We start from the raw sequence: 19,156 nt of genomic DNA on the forward strand, positions 1-19,156 counted from the left end.
AGCTAATGTTATTTAGTATAATGTGATGTCTATAACGGGCTACGCCATTAAGACTAATTTTTTAGTAAATAGATAATCGCAGCGCAAAACTCTTCGTAATATCCTTGAGAATCAGTTCCACTGAAACCTAGAATTAAGTCTTGTCTCTCTTCCTCTGTAATCGTATTAATAATTTCCAATATTGGCTCAACAGATTTTGAACGTAAATTTTTCAGCTTGTCAATATTGAGTGCGAGTTTATCAATTGTTGTTTTAGCAGCTAATTGCTTTTCTGAATTATTTGTCGCCAAAATCTGACCGTCATCAGTGTACTTAAAGAACTCCTCACAATTTGCATTTATGGGTGAAACCATCAAATTTTCATCGTACCAATGATCTTTCTTGCTTCCACAGTGCAGAGGTTCTTTACGCTCTCTTTCTCTTTGACATGAAGCCAGCATATTTGTGTATTCTAGCGCTAGCTCAGTATTAGGATATCTAGGTTTTAGATGTTCAATATGACTAATTTCTTTGGTAATACGCCTTCCACAGTAACAGCAAATAAAACCTTGCTCTTGCAATAAGGAATCATGTACATCGGTTTTTTGTGGTTTCCTGAAGTCGTCCCAACTTGGTTGCCAATCCTCATTTGCTAGATTTTTCCAAACGGTAAAACTTTCTGGTTCCTCACTTTTTTTGATATATTTCACCGCTTCAAAATCTCTTTGCGTCGAATAGATACACTTGCTTTTACTAATTCTGGTTCATCTTGTCCAATAATATCAGCAATTTCCTGAGATAATTGCCTAGCACCATCAAGATTACCCTCATCAATTAGTCTAAATAACTCATGTAAACGATCTTTAATTTCTTGTGGACGTGCTGGAACACCCATGAGGTCTTCTAAGATCCGATTACTATCTCTCCCAAAGGAACTTTCTGGTCTTTTAGCAACAACACCTTCGTCTGTTTTTTCTAGAATATAAATTCCTTCTGGTTTGACTTGGCTAATTACTTGAGGTGAATGTGTGGTGACAATAAATTGGCAATTGGGGAATGTTCTTGTCAAAGCTGGAATAATTTCTCGTTGCCATTTGGGATGTAGATGTAGTTCAATTTCATCAATTAAAACAACACCCTCACCTTGAAGCGGTTCTGGTAAACTAGGGTTAGCGATCGCTAATCGTCTTGCTAAATCACCCACCATTGCCAACAAGCATTTCTCCCCATCAGATAGCTGATTAACGATGAGTTTCTCACTTCTTTTTCTGACAGTCATTCGCAGAGGTGAACGCTCAACCCGTAAGTTTGAGAATTCTGGTATCAATGAAGATATAGCTTGTCTGACTGCTTCTAATTGTTTGTCTCGATAATCAGGATTATCTCTTCGTCTCTCGTTCTCTAAGTCTTCTCGATTTCTAAACCATTCAAAAAATGTTTTGAAGTCTATTCTTCCTCCTGTAAATGCCTGATTATATGCATCCACTTGCTTAAATGAACTTACCTCTGAAATCTCTAAAGGCATGTCAATAACAGCACGATTAACAGGGTAGTAGATTACTAAAGGAATGTTGGCTTCAAAACCATTTTCTAATTGATGACGCAGAGCATCAACTACAGCTTGTAAACCTTTTGTGTATTGAAGACTAGAAAGAGTAGCAGGGTTATCATTATCCAAACTAACAGGATCAGAAATTTCAGGATCAATAGTTGTAAATATAGAGTTAAATATTGGTTGCAATTTCTGATATTCACTATTTGATATTTGTTGCATCTGAAACTTTTCTTTGAGCAAAAGGCTAAACTGAAAAAGCTCTCTATGTCTTGTCAGAGATTCTTGAATATCACCTGAACTAATTTTAGTTATATTTAAAACTATCTCCTGGGAATCTATTAAAAATGTAATTTCATTATGTGTTTCCTCACAGCCATTACTAATGTCTTTATTATTAAAAAAACGTATGGAATCCGAAGAACTTTGAATATATGCTGTAAACTGTGATAAAAAAATAGCTAGACAATCAAGAATGCTCGATTTCCCAACGCCGTTAATACCAATTAGTGCCGTTGGCCCCGTTTCATCAAACTCCAGGGTCAAATCGCCGATTCCACGGAAAGATTGCATTTTCAGGCGCTTGACTTTCATAGTTTTAACAACGCTGAACGTAATTTACTACGGCTAACAAATCGGAAAATAAAACAGCTAATCAAAAGCAGACTTTACATAAGAAACTGTTAAAGGTGTAATTTTTTCAACAAGATTATTAATCACCCCTCGTTCATATTCAGTCCAAATTCTGGGATGACCAAAAATACATGGTTGTAAAATTCCCCAAAGTTGGCCATCCTGGCGGATATGAGCATGAATCAGGGCGCGATGTCCAAAATTTTTCTGTTCAAATTCCCGATTTAAAATCTGGGAATCAGCAGTTTCCACATCTTCTACATAGATTGAAGGTTCGGCACGTAGCGCAGCCGCAAACATCGGATCTTCATCTGCTAAAGATGGTGGTTGTGCTGCCCATTCTTCATTATAGACGGTAGGTAAATCTGGAATGCGAATCCAACAAAAGGCAACTCTACTAAGATTATTCTGTGGATTGTGCAGGCATAGAAAACATCTATCAGCGTGTAAAAAATCACCTACAGCTGCCAATAGTGCAGAAAATAAAGCATCTGGTTCTTGAGATGATTCTACGATATTTTTGATTGCAGCAGGAAAGTCTTGCTGAGTCATATAATTAGGCTGATTTTAATTGAATAATGCCTTTATCAAATACGCGATTATTAGTAGCGATCGCACTTATTTCTATTCTATCTTTATACACTTCATAAGAGGCAAAACTTAAGTCACTGGTAGAATATCCTGTCCACTCAGAACGCCCTACAGGACGGTTGCCAGCACCTGCACCACAAATTAAGTAAGTTGTGCCATCAATAGCACGAGTACGTTCATAATTGTGTTCGTGACCATTGATATAAAGTTGAACATTGTATTTTTTAAATAGGGGAGTAAAAGTTTTAATAAAATCTGGATTACTCCCATACTGACCTGATGAATAAATTGGATGATGACCAAACACTACTTTCCAAGGAGCATTACTAAGATTTAATTCTTTTTCTAACCAAATTAGCTGATTTTTCCAATCAGCATTACTGTTAGTATCTAAAGCAAAAAATTGTACTTGATTACGTTTAAATGTATAGTAACGTCCCTTCATATTAAAGCCAGCATACTTGACTTGTGGTTCGCCATTGGCGGTACGAATATCGTGATTACCTAAACAAGCATAAAATTTCACACCTTGCTTGAGTAAACCTTGATAAGGACGCTCAAAAACTGCATTAATTTTTTCAATTTCGCCGTTATTGTAAATATTGTCTCCAGCTAAAACTACTAAATCATAAGGATTTTGTTTGTGATAGGCATTCATTGCCCCAGCCACAGCATACTGTCCTCTAGCCCCAGTCCCTGTATCAGCCACAGATACAAAACGTAATAACAAGTCTTTTTTGACTGGGTTGGCGGCTATAGCTGTAGTTGAATCGGTAATATCAGCACTTTGATGATTTTGATTAGTTAACATCCAGGCTAAAAATCCCGTACTAATGGCGCTGAAGCTACTTAAAAATAAAAATTGACGGCGTTTTAAGTTCATAATTCACCAAATTTGATAAATAGTCAGTTTAGCGGAAACAATGAGCAATGAAGTGATACATTAAGGCAAAAGAAGGCAGCACCAGTAATAATGTACGTTGTTTGTCTTTGATTCGCTGCTTTTGGTGAAAGTTCCATGTCACAAGACAATCAGTCAAAACCGACGGATGAACAGGTAAATCAACCTCCCCAAAAACCTTACCAGAGAGTTCAGCCATTTTGGAAGGCTAAAATTATCCAAGTTCTCCGAGGGACGATTGGGGTTTTAGAAACAACGGTGGACAAACTGGAGACAGCACCCCCACCAGGTACTAAGGAAACACCCGGCTTTTTCCAGCAGCTTCAGTTGCGATGGGGTGGACTGTTAAGGACAATCCGGTTGTTTTTGCCATCAAATTTATCAACAAAGTTATCAGATACAGCTTTGACGGGAATTGTGACTGGAATTGCTGTAATTCTCGTTTGGACAACTGCAACTGTCTTTACTGGTAAACCTACTGAAATAGCAACAGTTCCCCCAGTTGAAGAGGTTCCTGCACCGACACCAACGATAACTACTCCACCGGAGTCAGTTGTACCAGAACCGCAGCCGCCACAGCCACCAGAGAAAATTACGCCGCCAGAACCGGAACCTGAACCAATTCCCACCCCAACGCCAACACCGACACCAGCTATAGAATTAACACCAGAACAAGCTTTGATTGCGGCTATTGAAAATCAGGTAGCCGAAATTAGCGATCGCATTGCCTCTGGTCTGATAAAGTCAATTCAAGCCAACTTCCGCACGAGTAACTTGACTGTCAAAATTAGTGATGATTGGTACACTCTCAAAGAATCTCAGCAGGACAAACTAGCTGCGGAGATATTACAACGTTCTCAAGAACTTGATTTTACCCATCTAGAAATTATTGACTCCCAAGATAAGCTGATAGCGCGTAACCCAGTTGTCGGTACTGAAATGGTGATTTTTAAACGGCAAACAACAAGCTAAAATAATTCGTAATTCGTAATGACGCTCCTGCGTCGCTAACGCTGCGCTAACGTAATTCGTAATGGGCTTCTTCGCCCTGCTACGCTAACTTAATTTGTAATTTTTATCTTTAACTTCAAATATTTATGTTAGATAACCTTTCGCTATTGCTCAAAGCTTGTGAAAATTTAAATATCTGCTATGAAATTATTCATCCGGCTGAAAACTTAGTAAAAATAAAACTGAATAATAAACAACATTTTTTTTGTAATTATAGTACTCCGATAATAAATCAAGCCGTAGCACAAATTATTAAAGACAAAGAATATACTTACCATATTTTAAAGAACAAAGTTAAACTTCCTCGGACAGTAGGTTTTCTTTCCCCTTTTTGTGACCTGCAATATAAGATTTACTTAAAATTTCCAAGCTTTGAAGATATTATATTAGAAATAAAAAAAACCTTTGAAACGCCTGTAATTGTTAAACGTAATTCTGGCTCAAGTGGACATAACGTTTTTTTATGTCAGAATACAGATGAAGTTGAAACTGCTTTAAAAGAGATTTTTAATATTAATAATAAAAAGTATGATTATGTTGCGATCGCTCAAGAGTTCATTGACATAAAATCTGAGTATAGAGCCGTTTTTCTAAATAAAGAGTTAGTTCTACTCTATGAAAAAGATATAACTAATGCACAATTTGTAGGCAACCTCAGCCCTCTTCACTGGGATGGTGCGAAAGCAAAATATATCAACGATCCACAAATATTGTCAGAGATTGCTAATTTCGCTAAACCAATTTTTGAAGAATTAGATATTGATTATGGTGGTTTAGATATCGTCTTAGATCGGGATAACCAATATTGGTTAATTGAAATCAATTCTCACCCAAATTATACTATTTTCACTAGAGACAATGGAGAAGAGCCTGTGTTGAGGATTTTTGAAAAAATGCTCCTTAGCCTAGCCTCAAATTGAAGAAATAAATCATCAAAAAGACGCGATAAATCGCCGTCTCTTGCTTAACTCATAAGTCAATACGGTTCAGTTAAGGCTAAAACTCTGTTACCAAAGTCGTTTTTTTAACGAACCGCCAAGGCGCAGAGAACGCAGAGAGAAGAAAGAGATGCTTAACTGAACTGTATTGACTCCTAAGTAAGTTGGCACAATAAAATCAAACTATGTAAAGAAAAACGAACTAGCCTAAAATCCTTCTACCTATTGCCTATTGCCTTATCCCAACGACAATTATTTACGCCAACTTACTTAACTCATGACTCTCATTGCCTGAGTTGGTATCCATACAGTAAAAATTGAGCCAATACTGATGGTTGATTCTACTTCAATTCTACCCCGATGGAGTTCTACAAGTTGTTTAGTTAAAGCTAATCCAAGTCCAGTGCCTTCGTAGCGGCGGCGATAGGGTGTATCGAGTTGCTGAAATTTTTCAAATAGTAATGGTAACTGTTCTTCGCGTATACCAATCCCGGTATCTTCCACTTGAAAAATAGCGGTATCATCCTCCACCCAAAGGCGCAAGGTAACGTTACCACTTTCAGGGGTGAATTTAATTGCATTAGTTAACAGATTCGAGAGAATTTGTGCTACTCGTTCGGCATCGGCGGTAAAGCGATCGCGCCTGGGATCGATTTGCAAATCAAGGTTGAGATTAATTTGTTCGCTTGTTGCTTTCTTTCGTAGTGACTCTACAGCATTTTCAGCAACATTCACCAAAGAAAATTCCGAAATATTTAAAGCTGTCTTCCCAGCCTCGATTTGCGATAAATCAAGGATGTCATTAATCATTTCTAATAAATGTTCTCCACTATCGTGGATTGTTTGCAGATAATCGCGTTGTCGTTGACTCAATTCACCCAAAGGCCAGCGCAATAATGTAGACGACATCCCAATCACATAAGTTAAAGGCGTGAGTAATTCGTGACTGATAGTAGCGAGAAATTCACTTCTGAGGCGGTTAGCAGCTTCGGCGGCGAGGAGAGCATCACGTAGTCCGATTGTGCGTTCAATAACTCGTTGTTCGAGAGTTTGTTTTTCTTGGGTGAGGGTTTGCATTAACTCAGCTTGGTGAATGGCGATCGCTAATTGTTCGGCGATCGCAATCAGCAAGTTTTTTTCACTATCAATCCACTGGCGTGGTTCATTGCACTGATGAGCAATCAGCAGCCCCCACAGCCTGTCCTCAAGTATAATTGGTGCTGCCAACTTAGCCCGCACTTGGCTTTCCCTTAAAAAATTCAACAAACACTCTTCTAGAGCATAAGTTTTTTCGACATCATCCACAGCTAAGGTAAAGCCTTGGCGATACTTCTCCCAACATTGAGAGGTTCGCATAAAGCAATTTTTTTCTGTGTAATTCAACACGCAGGTAATCGCATCTGTAGCACGGGCTTCATAGACAATATAAGCTCCATGCTGTTGGTAATCTTCTACTAAGGATTGATTATTTACTGAGATAGAAGTTGAGCGTTTCCCATTATCCTCATCTGTAGAAGACTGGTATTGTTGAGTCTTGACTTTGGAACCTTCAAATTTATAGATTACTAATCGGTCTAATTCTAGAAACTCACGCACCTGTGTAATTGCCGTTGCCATAATGACAGGCAAATCCAAGCTTTTGCGGATCTGCGTTGTTACCTGATTCAATAACCGTTCTTGGGAAACCTGTTTTTTTAAGGCATCTTCCACTGGTTGACAGATATAAACTGCCGGCGCAGTTGGGCTTGGAGGTGCTATTATTTCTTGGTTTGGCTGAGTTAGAAAATATTCTAATAGCAACAGCGAGAACTTACTTTGGAGGGTAGCATCATTGGGCCCAATAATTTGACGATAGCGTTCGAGATTTTGGTGAGTATAGGAATCGCACTCAAACAAGTCTCTCAATTCGTAAAGAAAAGAAGCGATCGCCTCTAAATTAAATGTCAATCTAGCATTGAGTGCCGAATCAATTCCCTGCTCCTCTGCTCCCCTGCTTCCCTGCTCCCCTTGCTCAAAATTTCCTAGCAAAAGCGCACTAAACTGCCCAGAAACCACCAACGTAAACCTTTGCCTTTGCCACTCCACAGGTATGCAAATCCGCGCCAAAACAGCTTCTGTCAGTACCAGAGTGGCACTTTCCACTGTTTGAGCCATTTGTTCCAACAATTCCCCAAGCTGATTAAATACAACAATAGGCAAGGTTCGAGAAAAGCTCAAATCAGGAGAACTAAGCATTTTTAATCATTACTGGTAAGAGGGGGCTAAATGCAGGGAAAAAGTTTGTTTTGATTGTGTAATAACCAATAGTTTAAGACGGTAATACAGCATTATGCATCGTATAAGTAGCACATCGGGTGGATGGAATCAGTCAGAGGGTTTAATTTTTCTAGAACAAACTCCAGCGCCTTTCGTGTTGATTACGGCTGCTGATACCGACATTCAAACTTTGGCAGTTGCGGTTACAAAATTACCTTCACAATTTCCTGCCTTAAGAGTCGCCAATCTGTTGCAATTGCAGCAACAGTTAAGCATAGATACTTATGGAGAGCAAGTTTTGGAGCTTGCTCAAGTAATTATTTTGCGCCTATTAGGAGGACGTTCTTACTGGAGTTATGGCTTAGAAGTAGTGCAAGAAATTGTGCAACGTAATGGTAGAACCCTCATTGTAATGCCAGGGGACGACGCTTTTGATCCCGACTTAATTTCTCAGTCTACCGTGCCTTTAAATGTTGCTAACCAAGTATGGCAGTATTTTAGCGAAGGCGGCGTAGAAAATTTTGTTAATGCTCTCCAATTTATTTCTGACACTTGCCTGTTAACTGCATACAATCCCCCGTCACCCCGGCCGATTCCGCGCGTGGGATTGTATGAATGGGGAGTGGGGAGTGGGGAGTGGGGAGTGGAGGAGCAGGGGAGCAGGGGGACAGGGGAGCAGGAGGGCAGGGGAGAGTTAGAACTCTGTTCATCCACCTTTAAACTGGATGAATCCACCTCAGAACTCCGTTCATCCACCTTTGAACTGGATGAATCTACCTCAGAACTCCGTTCATCCACCTTTGAACTGGATGAATCCACCTCAGATACTCGTTCATCCACCTTTGAACCTGAAATCTCGCAATCCCCAATCCCCAAAATCGGCATCCTTTTCTACCGCGCTCATTATTTAGCGGGGAACACTAAAGTAATTGATACTTTATGCCAAGCCTTGGTACAGAAAAATTTACAACCAGTGCCAGTGTTTGTTTCCTCATTGCGTGAACCCGATGTTCAAGCGGAGTTGAGTGAATTTTTCCAACCCAAAGAAGCCGAATCAATAGCTGTACTGCTAAATACCACTAGTTTTTCTCTAGCACGCTTGGAAAGCGAAACACCCCAAACTGAACTGTGGGAAAAATTAGATGTGCCTGTGTTGCAGGTAATCCTCAGTGGCGGATCAATTGAACAGTGGGAGTCACAGTTTCAAGGGCTTTCTCCCCGCGATATTGGCATGAATGTGGCGCTACCAGAAGTAGATGGGCGGATTATTACGCGTGCTGTGTCTTTTAAAGCCGTGCAAACTCGTAATCCCCATTTAGAGACAGATGTGGTAATTTATGAACCAGTCAGCGATCGCATCGAGTTCGTTGCTAAACTAGCAGCAAATTGGGCGCGTCTGCATTCCAAACCACCCCAAGAACGGCGAATTGCCCTAATTTTGGCAAACTACCCCAACCGCAATGGCCGCCTCGCCAACGGTGTGGGACTCGACACCCCAGCTAGTTGTGTAGAAATCCTGCAAGCTTTACATCTGGCTGGGTATGAAGTAGAAAATCCACCTGCTCAAGGAGACGAGTTGATTCAACGGCTGACAGATGGTGTAACCAACGATTCGGAAGGTAGAGAATGGCTTCCGGTACACCAAAGTGTCTCTTGGGAAGAATATCAAGAATATTTCGCTTCATTACCGCCAGCAGTTCAGCAAAGTATTACTGAAAGGTGGGGAAATTTAGAGCAGGGGAGCAATCAAGAATTATTCCCCCCTGCCCCCCTGCCCCCCTGCCCCCCTGCCTCTTTCCCCGTTCCCGGAATTCAACTCGGCAACATCTTTGTGGGAATTCAGCCAGCAAGAGGTTATGATAATGACCCCAGTTTGAATTATCATGCGCCGGATTTAGAACCAACCCATGATTATTTAGCTTTCTACTATTGGGTTAGAGAATGTTTTGGTGCTGATGCTGTAGTTCATGTAGGGAAACACGGAAATCTAGAATGGCTACCCGGTAAAAGCGTGGCTTTATCTAATAATTGTTATCCAGAAGTGGCTTTTGGCGCACTTCCCCACCTGTACCCGTTTATTGTCAACGATCCTGGTGAAGGTTCCCAAGCGAAACGTCGCGCTCAAGCGGTGATCATAGATCACTTAACGCCACCGATGACTCGTGCGGAACTCTACGGTTCTTTGCAACAGTTAGAAAATTTAATTGATGAGTATTATGAAGCCGACAGTTTAGATCCTTCGCGTTTACCAGTAATTCGCGATCGCATCCACGAACTGGTGATCAAAGAAAATCTTCATCTAGATTTGGGAATCCAAAATGAAACAGAAATTTTTAAGTCGGAATCTCTAGTTTTGAATTCTATCGGTGGCTATCTTTGTGAATTGAAAGAAGCCCAAATCCGCGATGGCTTGCACATTTTTGGGCAATGTCCCCAAGGAAGGCAGCTAAGAGACTTGATAGTAGCGATCGCTCGCATCCCCAATCGCCATTCTTCAGGTATTACCCGCGCCATAGCTCAAGATTGGGGTTTAGACTTCGATCCCCTCACAGCCGATTTGTCAATGTCTAGTGGTGAATATTCAGTAGTCAATGGCACAGAATGCCGCACCATCGGCGATATAGTTGAAGTCCTAGAAGAACACGCCGCCCTTTTAGTAGAACAACTCATAAATCAGGATTCAGAATTCAGAATTCAGAATTTAGAAATCAGGAATCAGGAATCTTGTAGAGACGCGATGAATCGCGTCTCTACCTGGATACGCGATCGCCTGCTACCAGCTTTACAACAAACCGATCAGGAAATCACCCATTTATTACATGGACTCGATGGCGGTTACGTCCCTAGCGCCCCATCTGGCGCACCCACGCGCGGCCGCCCAGAAGTTCTACCAACAGGGAGAAACTTTTATTCTGTCGATATTCGCGCCATTCCCACAGAAACAGCTTGGGATATCGGTAGAAAAGCTGCTGAAACCCTTGTGGAATATTACACTCAAGAGCATGGCGAATATCCCAAAACACTAGGTTTATCATTGTGGGGCACAGCCACCATGAGAACAGGCGGTGATGATATTGCCGAAGCGTTAGCTTTATTGGGAGTCCAACCTGTATGGGATGGTGCAGCGCGGCGAGTAGTAGATTTTGAAATTTTGCCTCTAGCAATTTTGGGACGGCCCCGTGTAGATGTCACCTTGCGAATTTCAGGATTCTTCCGCGATGCTTTTCCCAACTTAATTGACTTATTCGATCAAGCGGTATCAGCAGTAGCAGATTTGGATGAACCGCCAGAACAAAACCCCCTAGCGGATGCAGTTCGCCAAGAGACTGAATTGTGGACAAGCCAAGGATTAACTTTAGAAGAAGCCGTGGTGCGATCGCGCTATCGCATCTTTGGTTCTCGCCCAGGTGCTTACGGCGCAGGACTCCAAGGTTTAATCGAATCACAAAACTGGACAGACGATGAAGATTTAGCCCGCGCCTACATTAACTGGAGTTCTTACGCCTATTCTTCGGGGGCAGGGGAGCAGGGGGCAGGGAGCAGGGGGCAGGGGGCAGGGGAGGATACAATTTCCAATCCCCAATCCCCAGTCCCCAATCCCCAATCCCCAATCCCCAATACCGAAGCCTTCAAGCAACGCTTATCCCAAATGCAAGTTGTCCTGCACAATCAAGATAACCGCGAACACGACCTACTTGATTCTGATGATTATTACCAATTTCAGGGTGGCTTAACCGCAGCCGTGCGTTCTCTACAGGGAAAAAACCCCCAAACATATTTTGGTGATAATTCCATACCCGCTCAACCACGAGTCCGCCAACTCAAAGAAGAAATTTCACGGGTGTATCGTTCTCGTGTAGTTAATCCTAAATGGATTGCAGGAGTTATGCGCCACGGTTACAAAGGTGCTTTTGAAATGGCGGCGACAGTAGATTTTTTATTCGCCTACGACGCTACAGCTAAATGTGTAGAAGATTATATGTATCAAGGCATAGTAGAGGCTTACTTGCTCGATCCAGTTGTGTCAGAATTTATTCAGGAAAAGAACCCTTACGCTCTGCGTGATATTGCTGAAAAATTATTAGAAGCACACAAGCGCAATTTATGGGAGGATGTAAATATAGGAACATTAGAAGCTTTGAGGAACCTAGTACATCAAGCTGAAGCAGTTATCGAAGAAAAATCAATGGTGTAGGAAACAAATATGGAAAATCTTGCGTATTTGCACCTAGCTTTCGCCTACGAAGACAGCACACCCAGTGAATTGGTATCCCTCAGTTCTTTGTTTAACAAAGCAGCTGCACCAGACTGGAAAAGGCTTTCTGGTAGGGCTTGGAAGTATATGTTGCCCCTTGCTCTGTCCTTGTCTATTCTTGGCGCTGTCAGCAGCGTTATAGCACTGGAAAAAGGCGATCAAGGCCCCTCTGTTAGAAATCTCCAACAAAAGTTGAGAACAGCAGGTTTTTACCAAGCTTCTGTTACCCAAGTATATGACGTATCCACACAAGAGGCTGTGCGCCGCTTCCAAAAAGCCGCCGGTTTACCAGTGGATGGCATTGTTGGAGCAAGCACACTGCAAAAGTTAGAAAACTGGCAAGCTAAAAAGCCCAGTAGTACGACAACACAAGCTAAAAAAGCCACTGTTGTCAGTACACAAGCTAAAAAGCCCGGCACTACTAGTTCGGTTCGTTCAGCCACCAACCAACGCCGTAATCCTAACTACCTTGCTAAGGGTGATGAAGGTGAAGATGTCAGAGCCTTGCAAGAACGCTTAAGAATCGCAGGCTTTTATTATGGGAACGCCACGGGAATATTTGGCCCAATTACCGAAGAATCTGTAAAGCGGTTCCAAGATTCTTATAAATTAAGCGTTGATGGAATTGCTGGCCCCGCAACATTGCGTAAATTGCCAGGAATTGGCATTGGCGATGGAGAAGAGGCTCCCAAAAAGGTAGTCAATCGAGATAAACTCCGTGTAGGCGATCGCGGTGAGTCAGTTAGAATTATCCAAGAACAATTGATCCAGGCAGGATATTTAGAGGGAGAGCCAAATGGCTACTATGGCCCCTACACTGCCGATGCTGTACGCCGATTTCAGGCAGCTAATTTCTTGACAGCAAGTGGCGTTGCTGGCCCAACTACACGAGCTAAGTTATATAGCTCAGTTAATACTGCTAAAAAAAGCGAATTTAATACCCTGGAAATCCAAACGCGACTACGGGAACGGGGTTTTTATAAAGGCAAGCTGAACGGTGTGATGGCAGATGACACCAAAAAAGCGATTAAACAAGCCCAAGAATTCTACGGCATCAGCCTCAAGGATCTTAAGAGCGGACGCTTTTAACATCCGCTTTGGTCTTGTTAGTATCAGTTCCCAACTCGTTGCTAGCCTCTAGTAACAGCAAATTACGAACTGCTCAAAATTCCACTTATTTGGTTAATTTGAGTAGTTTCGTCTGATTATTCACCCAAGTGCTAAAGCGGCATCAGCGCCCGTTGGCACTTGGGACACACTGCATGGATTGTCATTTGACAATCAAGCAGGTGGAAACCTTCTTTTTGAGCGGTTTTCGATCCAATTTTTAAAATTGAATCATTTTTAAACTCAATAGTTGAGTTGCATCTAACACAAATCAAGTGATGGTGATGATGAGGATAGGGCTGGTTGATCTCATAATGCTTATGTCCTTCACCCAGTTCTAATTCCCGTAAAATGCCCATCCTGGCCATCAACTTCAATGTCCGATAAATAGTTGACAGACTGATCCCTTCACCATCAGTTTCTAGCCGATGATAAAGATCCTCCGCACTTAAATGTTCACCTTGCGGAAGTTCTTGAAAAATGTGTAAAATTGTTTCGCGCTGGGGAGTTAATCGCCAGCCTCGCCCGTTCAGTTCTGCCTTGAGTGAAGTAGTTGTGTAGACAGTCATACTAATATTTCTCAACAAAGCTTGTTAGTTGAGAATATAACAAATCTTGGGAGCAATTTGCAACAATCATTGCCTATTGAGAATTTATGCTAAATATTTAAGAACAATTCATAAAATCTCGATCAAAATTCAAATAATAAGCTGTATTGCATTTAATTTGCATACAGTTAATAGTTAGGACACTTGTAACGATTGCATCCCTTAACTTTAAATTTTAGATGAGTGAATTTTGAATTGTTGAACCGATCCCCACCTTCAAGATATCTGAGCAAAGCTCTGGGGGAACTCTTATACAATTAAATGCAAATTACTTGCTATAAGCCTATAAAAGGCTTTCAATCTGGTATCAAATCAGTCCTTTGCCCCTAGTCATTTGTCAAGTATAGTTTTCTAATGACAAATGACCCTGCGGGTGAGCCAGTTGCTCATGGGGGAAACCCCCTTGGCGCTAGCCTCTCCCTTTGGGAGAAGACCGCACTGGCTCACTAATGACAAATGACTCTCGATCATTGACTAACTTAGAGATTCCAAATAATCGCGGATCAGGTTGCGACGCTTAGGTTGGCGTAGCTTTTGCAAAGCCTTGGATTCTATTTGTCGAACTCGTTCGCGGGATAAATCGAGAGCGCGGCCAATTTCTGCTAAGGAATAAGGATGACCATCTGCCAAACCAAACCGCATCAAAATTACATCGCGTTCCCGGCTAGTTAAATCTGACAGAAGATGATGCAAGTCTCTTTGTAAAGATTCTCGCATTAACATTTCTTCTGGGGTTACACAGTCAGTTTCTAGTAATTCGCCTAACTCAGTGTCTTTATCCTTGCCTACTTTGGTTTCCAAAGAAACAGAGCGAGGAACCCGTAACAAAACTTCTCGAACTTGGGTCGGTGTCATCTCTAACTCTGTTGCTAAATCTTCTAGAGTTGGGGTGCGACCTTTTTCTTGAGCAATTTTGCGTTGAGCCTTTTTGATTTTGTTTAACTTTTCGGTAATATGAACCGGTAGGCGGATTGTGCGGCTAGAAGTTGCGATCGCCCGTGTAATTCCCTGACGAATCCACCAGTAAGCATAAGTACTGAAGCGATAACCCTTAGTGGGGTCAAATTTTTCTACAGCCCGCTCCAAACCTAGTGTGCCTTCTTGGACTAAATCCAACAATTCCAAACCACGATTTTGATACTTCTTAGCAACAGACACAACTAAGCGAAGATTCGCCTTAATCATGTGTTCTTTTGCTTGGAGTCCTTGGGACTGAACTTGCTCCAACTCTTCTACTGTCAACTTGGCAATTTCTGCCCAGCGACGTTTACCATTTGCCAAAGTTGGCCTAAGATCGGATAAAACTATATCAGCAGTAGCAGCCCATCTTTCCAAAGACGGCCGATGTCCCAGTTCCGAAGTAAGACGTTCTTGAACTTCAACTAACCTCAAATAGGGCGTAATCACTTCATCCCCTTCCTTGGCGGCCTTAGCAAGTACTATCCGCATCCGCAAGTAGCGTTGGACTTTTTGAGCTTCTGAAACCTCTTCATCGCGCCCCAACAAGCGAACCCGACCAATTTCTTGAAGATATAGACGTACTAGGTCTGTACTCCGACGGTTACTACTAGCAGCAAAGTTAGCATTGTCAACAGAAGCCAGTTCTAGCTCCTGTAGGTCATCTACCGATAACTCACTGTCATCAACCGTGAGATCCGAGTCCAAAGCCTGGCGGGACTTTTTGGTGTTGTAGGGTGCGTCTGCATAAAAAGATGTTGCTGGCATAAGATCGTCTCAATGGCTCCAGGTAACAATAGATTTCGGTCAGCTTAGATTACGGTCAGCTATTCAACTGTTGCTATTGTTCCCGCGATTAACGATGAACTAACATAGTTGAAGGTTCCATTACAATTTTTTTAGAAATTAACTGTAATGGTTTTATTGGATACAGTATTACTGGACTTAATCGGCTGCTAAATTTTTGATTTAACCAATAGCTATTTAAATCGGCAGCTAGGCTTTCAATATTTCAACTACTTAGTTAACATTTCAACCTTGGTGGGTTGTGATAGTAACTTTTGTAACACAGTATAAACATCCTTCAGTGAATGTCATCTTTATAATTGGCATAGTCACATTTACATGGTTACAAAAGTAATATCCTGACGATTTAGCAATTTTTTCTCAGGATTATTCAGGTATAAGTAGAACTAATAGATATCAGAGAAGTGATTAGTATTAACGGCAAAAATCCTATCGATACGGAGATATAAAACGTAGGAAAGTTATTAAATACTCTCTCCGTGTTCCTGCGTCGTCTTGTATGTCAGTCTTGACGTGCAATTTAAACTTGACAGACTACTAACTAGTAGTCCATCAAGCTAAGGAAGTCCTGGTATGTAGTAAGGACTTCAGTGCTTAATATAAGGACTAAAGTCCTTACTACGAACTTATTTAGCCAGTAAGTTGATTTGACAGACTACTAGCTAGTAGTTGTACTCTGGCTTGATATCTCGTAGCATCAGTTCATCAAGCGCTTGTCGGGGTGTGATTTCTCCCTGAAGTAACCGATAAACTTGCTCAGTAATTGGAACTGGAATGTTTTGTTGCTTGGCTCGTTGCATCAAAACCTGGCAAGTGTTCACTCCTTCGGCTGTTCCTTGTAAATTTGCAAGAGTTTCTTTAAGTGTCTTACCACCAGCTAGCTGGTAGCCGACTTGGTAATTGCGGCTTAAGGGACTATTGCAGGTTGCTAACAAGTCTCCAAGACCCGATAATCCATAAAATGTTTCCGTCTTTGCACCCCAGTCATTACCGATGCGAACCATTTCTGTAAGTCCACGGGTGACTAAAGCAGCTTTGGCATTGGTTCCTAGATGTAAACCATCGCACACACCAGCTGCGATCGCAATCACATTTTTTAGCGTTCCCCCCAGTTCCACCCCCAAGGGGTCAGGATTGGTATATACCCGGAAACGATGAGAAGAAAATACTAACTGCACTACTTCCGCAGCCCTGGGAATATTACTGGCTACCACCGTTGCTGCTGGTAACTCTAGTTGAATTTCTTTAGATAAATTAGGCCCAGATAAAACAACCACTGCATGGTTAGGGAATACTGTTTGCCAAATTTGCGACGGCGTGCAAGTGGTTTGGGGATCTAAGCCTTTGGTCGCCGTCACAAAAATCGTCTCTGGAGAAAGGGGGAAAGACTTGACTTGGGAAGCAACATCTCTCACACCAATCATTGAGATAGCGGATAGGATTATTTGGGCATCTTCTAACACTGCTTGGAGAGTTTGGGAACCTTGACGCGACCACACGCGCACCTGATGACCATTCGCTGCGGCGAGATTTGCCAGAGATGCACCCCAGGCACCCGCACCCAGAATTGCTACAGATTTTGAATTAGTCATTAATCACCATTCTCCCCATCACCCAATCACCCCATTCTCTTAGCAATCTAAAATCTAAAATCTAAAATTAGCTCCGAGGATAACGTTCCATTAATTCCCTGACTTGTTCTGCATGATATGAGCTTCTTGTCAATGGAGAAGAAACAATTTGTAAAAATCCGATTTCTTCGCCGAATGTCTTCCAAGCAGCAAATTGTTCTGGGTTGATAAATTCATTTACTTGTAAATGTTTTTGACTGGGTTGGAGATATTGCCCAATTGTCAAAATGTCGCAATCTACGTTTCGTAAGTCTTGCATGACTTGACGAATTTCGGCATCAGTTTCACCGAGTCCAACCATGATCCCGGATTTGGTGTATGTGCTAGGAGAGAGTTGGCGAGTTCGCTGTAATAATTCTAATGTGCGATCGTAGTTTCCTTGGGGGCGCACCCGGCGATACAGGCGTGGAACAGTTTCGGTATTGTGGTTTAATACCTCTGGCGCTGCTTGTAGAATCAACTCTAAAGCATTCCAATTACCGCACAAGTCAGGAATTAGCACCTCAATTGTGGTGTTAGGTGAAACAGAGTGAACCGCATCAATACACGCTACAAACTGAGATGCACCACCATCAAACAAGTCATCTCGATTTACAGAAGTGATTACTACATGATTAAGGTTCATGCGGCGAACAGCTTCTGCTAGCCGTGCAGGTTCAGTAGGATCTAGTGGTTTCGGTTTTTTCTCAAAATCAATATCGCAGTAGGGACAAGCGCGTGTACAAGCCGGGCCCATAATCAAAAACGTAGCAGTACCGGCATTGAAGCATTCGCCAATATTCGGACAGGATGCTTCCTCACAAACTGTATTGAGGGATAAATCCCGCAAAATGTCTTTAACGTTACCGATGCGCTCACGCTGAGGTGCTTTTACCCGCAACCAGTCTGGTTTTACAGTCACAATCCGCTTTTACCACTAGAGTTATACAAATTTAATCGTAGCAAGCAAAGCCTTGGGTGAAGCGATCATATATTCATATATATAGATGTAATTCTGTCATTTGGCACGGGTTGTGATATTCTTAATTTACAATGCCATTTTTATGGCGGGATGTGGCGCAGCTTGGTAGCGCACTTCGTTCGGGACGAAGGGGCCGCTGGTTCGAATCCAGTCATCCCGATTTTTTTTGTAGAGCGACAAATTATTTGTCAACTGTTTTTCTATGGACTTAATGTAGCTGAATTTCTTGGACTACACAAGGCACGCGATCGCTACTAAACTCATAGAGTTTTAGACAATCGGCAACCCAAAGATTAACAGAACTTGTTACCTACCACTGCGTGAAATAAGTCTCAAGATAGTGTATGGCTCACCACAGAAGGACTTAAGCTTGGCGTATAAGTTTTAGGAAATAGTGATGAATAAGGAAACAGTTCCTAGTCAAGCTGAAAAATCGAATCCAGAAGGTGAACCGACGCAACTAAGTCCAGAACTACTGGACAAAATCAAACACCCTGCGAGAATCGACGATGTTATTCGGGAGCAATCGCCAGAAGAACGCAAGAGTAACCCAGCTTTAGTACCAGAAATGATTGATGATTCAAGCGAGCAATGATCGGGTTGGCGATGGAGTAATCTAAAAGCTCAGGTTTCTAAATTTTTAGATAAGCCAATAATCTTGTTAGTAATTGTTGCTGTCTAAGACTAAACAGTTTTTCTTGATATAGTTCCGGCGTGTTGATGTGTAGTAGCACCGCCGGAATCTCAATTTTTACTTGATGAATTAGTGGATAAAATTATCTGGGTTTTTGTAAGTGCGTTCACGTAGTTTGTCGTAGACATTCGCATCCCATTACTGAATAAAGATAGATGCCTCATTTTACCTTTCTAGCTGGGTGCATTAATCAACTATAAGTTTTTTTCTAAATAAAAATAAGCTAACTTTTTTCAATTATTTAAACCACCATGATTAAGCTGTAATCCATAATT

General features: G+C 41.7%; 14 protein-coding genes and 1 tRNA gene. 6 read left to right on the forward strand and 9 right to left on the reverse strand.

Annotated features, from left to right (window positions below; translation table 11 throughout):
* Nucleotides 1–53 precede the first annotated feature (53 nt).
* Genes ACFFRD_RS20105 through ACFFRD_RS20120 form a run of 4 tightly spaced genes read right to left on the reverse strand, consistent with a single transcriptional unit; the run spans nucleotide 54 to nucleotide 3,638 of the window.
* The gene (locus tag ACFFRD_RS20105) at nucleotides 54–689 is read right to left on the reverse strand and encodes a retron system putative HNH endonuclease (RefSeq protein WP_392482902.1); all 636 of its coding nucleotides are present in this window, start codon (nucleotides 687–689) and stop codon (nucleotides 54–56) included.
* Entirely contained in the window at nucleotides 686–2,125 is a 1,440-nt protein-coding gene (locus tag ACFFRD_RS20110) for an AAA family ATPase (RefSeq protein WP_392482903.1), read from the reverse strand. Before ACFFRD_RS20110 ends, ACFFRD_RS20105 begins: the two co-directional genes overlap by 4 nt.
* A gap of 57 nt (nucleotides 2,126–2,182) precedes the next feature.
* Nucleotides 2,183–2,716: a GAF domain-containing protein gene (locus ACFFRD_RS20115; protein ID WP_392482904.1), complete on the reverse strand. Its 534-nt coding sequence runs from the start codon at nucleotides 2,714–2,716 to the stop codon at nucleotides 2,183–2,185.
* Between the two features lie 4 nt (nucleotides 2,717–2,720).
* Nucleotides 2,721–3,638, reverse strand: a complete 918-nt coding sequence (locus tag ACFFRD_RS20120) for a metallophosphoesterase family protein (protein ID WP_392482905.1) — start codon at nucleotides 3,636–3,638, stop codon at nucleotides 2,721–2,723.
* A gap of 135 nt (nucleotides 3,639–3,773) precedes the next feature.
* Between ACFFRD_RS20120 and ACFFRD_RS20125 the strand changes: the two genes are divergently transcribed.
* Both ACFFRD_RS20125 and ACFFRD_RS20130 read left to right on the forward strand, forming a co-directional pair.
* The gene (locus ACFFRD_RS20125; protein WP_392482906.1) at nucleotides 3,774–4,628 is read left to right on the forward strand and encodes a hypothetical protein; all 855 of its coding nucleotides are present in this window, start codon (nucleotides 3,774–3,776) and stop codon (nucleotides 4,626–4,628) included.
* 125 nt (nucleotides 4,629–4,753) lie between these two features.
* Nucleotides 4,754–5,587, forward strand: coding sequence for a RimK family alpha-L-glutamate ligase (locus ACFFRD_RS20130; RefSeq protein ID WP_392482907.1), 834 nt, complete (start codon nucleotides 4,754–4,756; stop codon nucleotides 5,585–5,587).
* A gap of 288 nt (nucleotides 5,588–5,875) precedes the next feature.
* Here ACFFRD_RS20130 and ACFFRD_RS20135 read toward each other — a convergent pair whose 3' ends face one another.
* The gene (locus ACFFRD_RS20135) at nucleotides 5,876–7,840 is read right to left on the reverse strand and encodes an ATP-binding protein (protein ID WP_392482908.1); all 1,965 of its coding nucleotides are present in this window, start codon (nucleotides 7,838–7,840) and stop codon (nucleotides 5,876–5,878) included.
* Nucleotides 7,841–7,934: 94 nt separating this feature from the next.
* Here ACFFRD_RS20135 and cobN point away from each other — a divergent pair, with 94 nt between their 5' ends.
* Both cobN and ACFFRD_RS20145 read left to right on the forward strand, forming a co-directional pair.
* Nucleotides 7,935–12,056 (forward strand): cobaltochelatase subunit CobN, encoded by a 4,122-nt coding sequence (gene cobN / locus ACFFRD_RS20140; protein WP_392482909.1) that lies wholly within the window; start codon nucleotides 7,935–7,937, stop codon nucleotides 12,054–12,056.
* 9 nt (nucleotides 12,057–12,065) lie between these two features.
* A complete protein-coding gene (locus tag ACFFRD_RS20145) occupies nucleotides 12,066–13,205 on the forward strand; it encodes a peptidoglycan-binding protein (protein WP_179072477.1) in 1,140 nt (379 codons plus the stop codon).
* Nucleotides 13,206–13,336: 131 nt separating this feature from the next.
* Here the strand turns inward: ACFFRD_RS20145 and ACFFRD_RS20150 are convergent, their stop codons facing one another.
* The 4 genes from ACFFRD_RS20150 to lipA form a co-directional block, all read right to left on the reverse strand.
* On the reverse strand, nucleotides 13,337–13,792 hold the full coding sequence (locus tag ACFFRD_RS20150) for a Fur family transcriptional regulator (protein ID WP_114080112.1): 456 nt from the start codon (nucleotides 13,790–13,792) through the stop codon (nucleotides 13,337–13,339).
* A 513-nt stretch (nucleotides 13,793–14,305) separates the two neighbouring features.
* Complete coding sequence (sigC, locus tag ACFFRD_RS20155; protein WP_392482910.1) at nucleotides 14,306–15,556, reverse strand: RNA polymerase sigma factor SigC; 1,251 nt, start codon at nucleotides 15,554–15,556, stop codon at nucleotides 14,306–14,308.
* 701 nt (nucleotides 15,557–16,257) lie between these two features.
* Nucleotides 16,258–17,187, reverse strand: coding sequence for an NAD(P)H-dependent glycerol-3-phosphate dehydrogenase (locus ACFFRD_RS20160; protein ID WP_179072479.1), 930 nt, complete (start codon nucleotides 17,185–17,187; stop codon nucleotides 16,258–16,260).
* Between the two features lie 67 nt (nucleotides 17,188–17,254).
* Nucleotides 17,255–18,127 (reverse strand): lipoyl synthase, encoded by an 873-nt coding sequence (gene lipA, locus ACFFRD_RS20165; RefSeq protein WP_392482911.1) that lies wholly within the window; start codon nucleotides 18,125–18,127, stop codon nucleotides 17,255–17,257.
* A 146-nt stretch (nucleotides 18,128–18,273) separates the two neighbouring features.
* On the opposite strand from lipA, the gene ACFFRD_RS20170 reads away from it, so the two are divergent.
* Nucleotides 18,274–18,347: transfer RNA gene (locus tag ACFFRD_RS20170), tRNA-Pro, on the forward strand.
* A gap of 237 nt (nucleotides 18,348–18,584) precedes the next feature.
* Nucleotides 18,585–18,782, forward strand: coding sequence for a hypothetical protein (locus ACFFRD_RS20175; protein ID WP_392482912.1), 198 nt, complete (start codon nucleotides 18,585–18,587; stop codon nucleotides 18,780–18,782).
* The last annotated feature ends 374 nt before the right edge of the window (nucleotides 18,783–19,156 follow it).

The organism is Nostoc sp. C110, assembly GCF_043099725.1.
Lineage (GTDB): Bacteria > Cyanobacteriota > Cyanobacteriia > Cyanobacteriales > Nostocaceae > Nostoc > Nostoc muscorum_A.

Bases quoted from the DNA above. Each gene is read 5' to 3' on its own strand.
- ACFFRD_RS20110 (WP_392482903.1), bottom strand. From the start codon at position 2,125: ATGAAAGTCAAGCGCCTGAAAATGCAATCTTTCCGTGGAATCGGCGAT.
- ACFFRD_RS20115 (WP_392482904.1), bottom strand. From the start codon at position 2,716: ATGACTCAGCAAGACTTTCCTGCTGCAATCAAAAATATCGTAGAATCA.
- ACFFRD_RS20120 (WP_392482905.1), bottom strand. From the start codon at position 3,638: ATGAACTTAAAACGCCGTCAATTTTTATTTTTAAGTAGCTTCAGCGCC.
- ACFFRD_RS20125 (WP_392482906.1), top strand. From the start codon at position 3,774: ATGTCACAAGACAATCAGTCAAAACCGACGGATGAACAGGTAAATCAA.
- ACFFRD_RS20130 (WP_392482907.1), top strand. From the start codon at position 4,754: ATGTTAGATAACCTTTCGCTATTGCTCAAAGCTTGTGAAAATTTAAAT.
- ACFFRD_RS20135 (WP_392482908.1), bottom strand. From the start codon at position 7,840: ATGCTTAGTTCTCCTGATTTGAGCTTTTCTCGAACCTTGCCTATTGTT.
- cobN (WP_392482909.1), top strand. From the start codon at position 7,935: ATGCATCGTATAAGTAGCACATCGGGTGGATGGAATCAGTCAGAGGGT.
- ACFFRD_RS20145 (WP_179072477.1), top strand. From the start codon at position 12,066: ATGGAAAATCTTGCGTATTTGCACCTAGCTTTCGCCTACGAAGACAGC.
- ACFFRD_RS20150 (WP_114080112.1), bottom strand. From the start codon at position 13,792: ATGACTGTCTACACAACTACTTCACTCAAGGCAGAACTGAACGGGCGA.
- sigC (WP_392482910.1), bottom strand. From the start codon at position 15,556: ATGCCAGCAACATCTTTTTATGCAGACGCACCCTACAACACCAAAAAG.
- ACFFRD_RS20160 (WP_179072479.1), bottom strand. From the start codon at position 17,187: ATGACTAATTCAAAATCTGTAGCAATTCTGGGTGCGGGTGCCTGGGGT.
- ACFFRD_RS20175 (WP_392482912.1), top strand. From the start codon at position 18,585: ATGAATAAGGAAACAGTTCCTAGTCAAGCTGAAAAATCGAATCCAGAA.